This is a genomic window from Natronomonas sp. (assembly GCF_036625485.1).
GTDB lineage: Archaea > Halobacteriota > Halobacteria > Halobacteriales > Haloarculaceae > Natronomonas.
The window spans coordinates 1-3,233 of sequence record NZ_JAZKTR010000217.1 but is presented as its reverse complement, the minus strand read 5'-3'; the positions used below and the strand labels follow the sequence as shown (position 1 = coordinate 3,233).

At 62.6% G+C, this 3,233-nt stretch carries 7 protein-coding genes and 1 pseudogene; 3 read left to right on the top strand and 5 right to left on the bottom strand.

Going from position 1 to position 3,233, the window contains the following annotated elements; all coding sequences use genetic code 11:
* The 3 genes and pseudogenes from V5A53_RS14065 to V5A53_RS14055 form a co-directional block, all read right to left on the bottom strand.
* Nucleotides 1-284: pseudogene (locus V5A53_RS14065) on the bottom strand (catalase/peroxidase HPI); the annotation flags it as partial.
* A gap of 85 nt (nucleotides 285-369) precedes the next feature.
* The gene (gene cutA, locus V5A53_RS14060; protein ID WP_332314243.1) at nucleotides 370-678 is read right to left on the bottom strand and encodes a divalent-cation tolerance protein CutA; all 309 of its coding nucleotides are present in this window, start codon (nucleotides 676-678) and stop codon (nucleotides 370-372) included.
* A 3-nt stretch (nucleotides 679-681) separates the two neighbouring features.
* The gene (locus V5A53_RS14055) at nucleotides 682-900 is read right to left on the bottom strand and encodes an HEWD family protein (protein WP_332314242.1); all 219 of its coding nucleotides are present in this window, start codon (nucleotides 898-900) and stop codon (nucleotides 682-684) included.
* Nucleotides 901-1,020: 120 nt separating this feature from the next.
* Between V5A53_RS14055 and V5A53_RS14050 the strand changes: the two genes are divergently transcribed.
* Nucleotides 1,021-1,581, top strand: a complete 561-nt coding sequence (locus tag V5A53_RS14050; RefSeq protein WP_332314241.1) for a YbhB/YbcL family Raf kinase inhibitor-like protein — start codon at nucleotides 1,021-1,023, stop codon at nucleotides 1,579-1,581.
* A gap of 119 nt (nucleotides 1,582-1,700) precedes the next feature.
* On the top strand, nucleotides 1,701-1,838 hold the full coding sequence (locus V5A53_RS14045) for a rubrerythrin-like domain-containing protein (RefSeq protein ID WP_332314240.1): 138 nt from the start codon (nucleotides 1,701-1,703) through the stop codon (nucleotides 1,836-1,838).
* Between the two features lie 6 nt (nucleotides 1,839-1,844).
* Here V5A53_RS14045 and V5A53_RS14040 read toward each other — a convergent pair whose 3' ends face one another.
* Nucleotides 1,845-2,297 carry a hypothetical protein gene (locus V5A53_RS14040; protein ID WP_332314239.1) on the bottom strand — a complete coding sequence of 151 codons (453 nt, stop codon included), beginning with the start codon at nucleotides 2,295-2,297 and terminating at the stop codon, nucleotides 1,845-1,847.
* 123 nt (nucleotides 2,298-2,420) lie between these two features.
* On the opposite strand from V5A53_RS14040, the gene V5A53_RS14035 reads away from it, so the two are divergent.
* Nucleotides 2,421-2,840, top strand: coding sequence for a universal stress protein (locus tag V5A53_RS14035; protein WP_332314238.1), 420 nt, complete (start codon nucleotides 2,421-2,423; stop codon nucleotides 2,838-2,840).
* Nucleotides 2,841-2,891: 51 nt separating this feature from the next.
* Here the strand turns inward: V5A53_RS14035 and V5A53_RS14030 are convergent.
* On the bottom strand, nucleotides 2,892-3,233 hold a 342-nt coding region (locus V5A53_RS14030), incomplete at its 5' end, for an acyl-CoA thioesterase (RefSeq protein ID WP_332314237.1).

The following is a 3,233-nucleotide window of genomic DNA, read 5'->3' as shown; positions in this document are numbered from 1 at the left end:
CCGCCGGAGGCACCGCCGCGGCCGTCCGTGGTTCGGTAGGTGCCGGCGCTGTGCCACGCCATCCGAATGAAGAGCGGCCCGTAGTGACCGTAGTCAGCCGGCCACCAGTCCTTCGAATCCGCCATCACGTCTTCGAGGTCCTCCTTTACTTCCTCGAGGTCGAGTTTCTGGAACTCCTCCGCGTAGTCGAAGTCCTCCTCCATCGGACCGACGTCGCGGGCGTTCTGGTCGAGTATGTCTACGTTCAACTGATTCGGCCACCAGTCTTGGTCGGAGTTACTCATCACTCACGAGTTGTCGCTTTGGCGTGTTAATATTGTCGAACGGCTAAGGAAACCTTCGTTATAACGTAAGTATCTATTAGACTTACTAATTCGCCTCCACGCAGTCGTGGAGCCACTCGTCGAACGGGTCGAACGCGACGTCCTCATCGAAGCGCTCGATACAGGGGACGTCGTAGGGGTGGAGGTCAACGACGCGGGCTTCGAGGTCGCCGTATCGGTCGTCGGTGGTCTTCGCCAGCAGTATCACCTCGTCTTCACGGACGATATCTCCCTCCCAGCGGAACGTCGAGCGGCAGTCGAATCGGTTGACACAGGCCGCGAGTCGCTCTTCGACGAGTGTCTCCGCGAGTTCCGGGGCGGCCGACGGCGGTGCAGTGATGTAGACCGTCGGCATCGCTCAGGCGCCCGCGTCGGCATCAGCGTCGACGTCGGCCTTCCCCGCAACGGGGTTGTACTGGCCGTTGATGTCCCACTCGTGGATGCAGTGGCGGTTGCCGACCTGTCGTTCGCCGTCCTCCTCGGCGATGACCCAGTTTTCGGCCTCGGAATCCCAGACGTCCTTCCGACCGCACTTCTCGCAGGTTCGTTCCTTCGGGGGGACGATCTCCGTGCTCATATCTGTCTCCACGTCGGCCACCGTAATCAACTGTCCGCCCTGTCGGCGCCGATGGACGTTCGTCCAGCGATTCCTGGTCGAACCCGGAGGGGTCTTGACGGCGTGGGCCGAAACGCCGGTATGCGACGGCGCGCCCTGCTGGCGACGGTCGGTGCCGCGACGGTCGGCGGCTGTACGATCGGGGGCGACCCTCCCGACCGGAACGGCCTCTCCATTCGGGCCCCGACCTTCGAGGACGGCACCATCCCCGAACGGTACACCTGCGACGGTGCGGGCGTCTCCCCGCCGCTCCGCGTCGAGGGGCTCCCAGACCGGACGGAATCGGTCGCTATCACGGGCGAGTGGCTCCAGAGTATCAACCCGGCCTCGGGACCGAGTACCATCTGGCTGTTGTGGGACCTTCCGGCGGAGGGCCCACTCGACGTCCCCGAGAACATCGCTCCGGACCCCGAACCCGATGCCATAGCGGGGGCAAAACAGGGCCGAAACGATGAAGGGTCGATCGGTTACCGGTCGCCGTGTCACGAGGCCCCGGACGACAACGAGTACCGCTTCGTCGTCCTCGCCCTCTCGGAGTCACCGGCCATCGAAGCCGGTGCCGCCCGGGACACCTTCGACGACGCCGTCGAATCGACCATCGCCGCGAGTACATCGATGCATACAACATACGAACGGTTTTAGTGTCTTATATTGGATATTATCGAACGGTATTCGGGAATAGAGGTGATGTATAAGGACTTATTCCCGTTCTAGGTGAATATAGGGAAATAGCTTTATGTGTGATTGGTTCACACTGTCATATGTTCACTGACCCGTACACGCCGAAGAACCCGGTGTACGAGTGTTGCAACTGTGGGGTCCGTATCGACGGCCGTAGTTCGGGTTGCTGTCCGGACTGTGGCAGTAGTATGAAGAACCTCTCGGTGCCTCGCGAGTAATCCCCGTTAGAAGTCCGGGAGGTCGTCGGGGGCCTCGTATTCGGCCTCCCAGTCTATGTACTCCTGTTTGAGCGTCTGGCTCACCGATTCGCCGAACTCCGCCATCGACGCGTTGATACCCGAGACCGTCTCCCACGAATCGAGTTCCGGATGGAGGTCACGCTCCCGCCAGTCTTCGGGGATACCGGGCGCGTGATATCCAACCCGGTCGGCGAAATCGTCCCAGAAGAAGTCGAACTCCTCGAACATCCCGAGGTCGACCGCGATATCGAACGCCTCGGCGTCGAGGTCCGTCTCCGCGGCCCACGCCTCGAACGCGTCGGCCCACGCGCCCTCGTGGAGCAACTCCTCGATCTCCTCGCGCCGGTATTCGTCGCCCTGTACCTCCACGTCGTCGTAGGCGTCCGCGTCCAGTTCGGGCAACTCCGGCACCGGTGGCGTCTCGACGTCGAGTCCCATACACCCCGTTCGGTCGCTGGCCCCTAAACAGTAGCCGATCGGTCGGTGGTCGACAGGTCGCCCTATCGTCCCCCGTGTCTGCCACGACCTACGTTTAAGCCTCTCCGGGGTGAACGACCGAGTATGCGCGTAGTGGTCCCATACGACGGGTCGGAGCTATCGAAGAAGGCGCTTCAGCATGCGGCCGACACCCACGAGGACGCCGACATCGTCCTCCTACACGTGCTGGATTTCGTCGAAGCGGGATACGACGCCTCGCCGGAAGCGGCCCTGCCGGGCTACTGGCAGGAGTGGTACGAGGAAGCCGAGGAGGGGGCCGAGGAACTGCTCGCGAAGGCGGCGGACCTCGTCGACGCCGACCTCGAAACCGAGATCGTCGTGGGGCGTCCAGCCAGTGAGATCGTGGAGTTCGCCGAGGAAACGGACGCCGACGCCATCGTAATGGGAAGCCACGGCCGGAAAGGCGTCTCGCGTATCCTCCTCGGTAGCGTCGCCGAAACCGTCGTCCGGCGGGCGACGGTCCCTGTTACGGTCGTCCGGTAGCGGCCCGTTCGACCGGCGGATGTTCGAGATTCAGGACGTCTCTCGGTTCGCTTACTGCGGGGCGTCTTCGAGGGCGTCCTGCCGTAATCGCTCGCCCTGGTCCGTGGACACGGTCAGTTCGGGAACCGTCGTTGGAGTACGGTCCTCGTCGATAGCCACGAAAACGAGGTAGGATTCGGTCGTCAGTTTGGTTTCGGCCTTGCCGGGGTTCTCACGGAAGACGCGTGTCCGGATGCGGATGCTGCTTTCGCCGGCCTGGTAGACGTACGACTTAACTAGAGCGATATCCCCGACCTCGATCGGGCGTTTGAAATTCACCTCGTCCATGTGCGCGGTCACGCACGTCTCACCGGAGAAGTGCATGGCGCTCATCGCTCCTGCCTCGTCCATCCA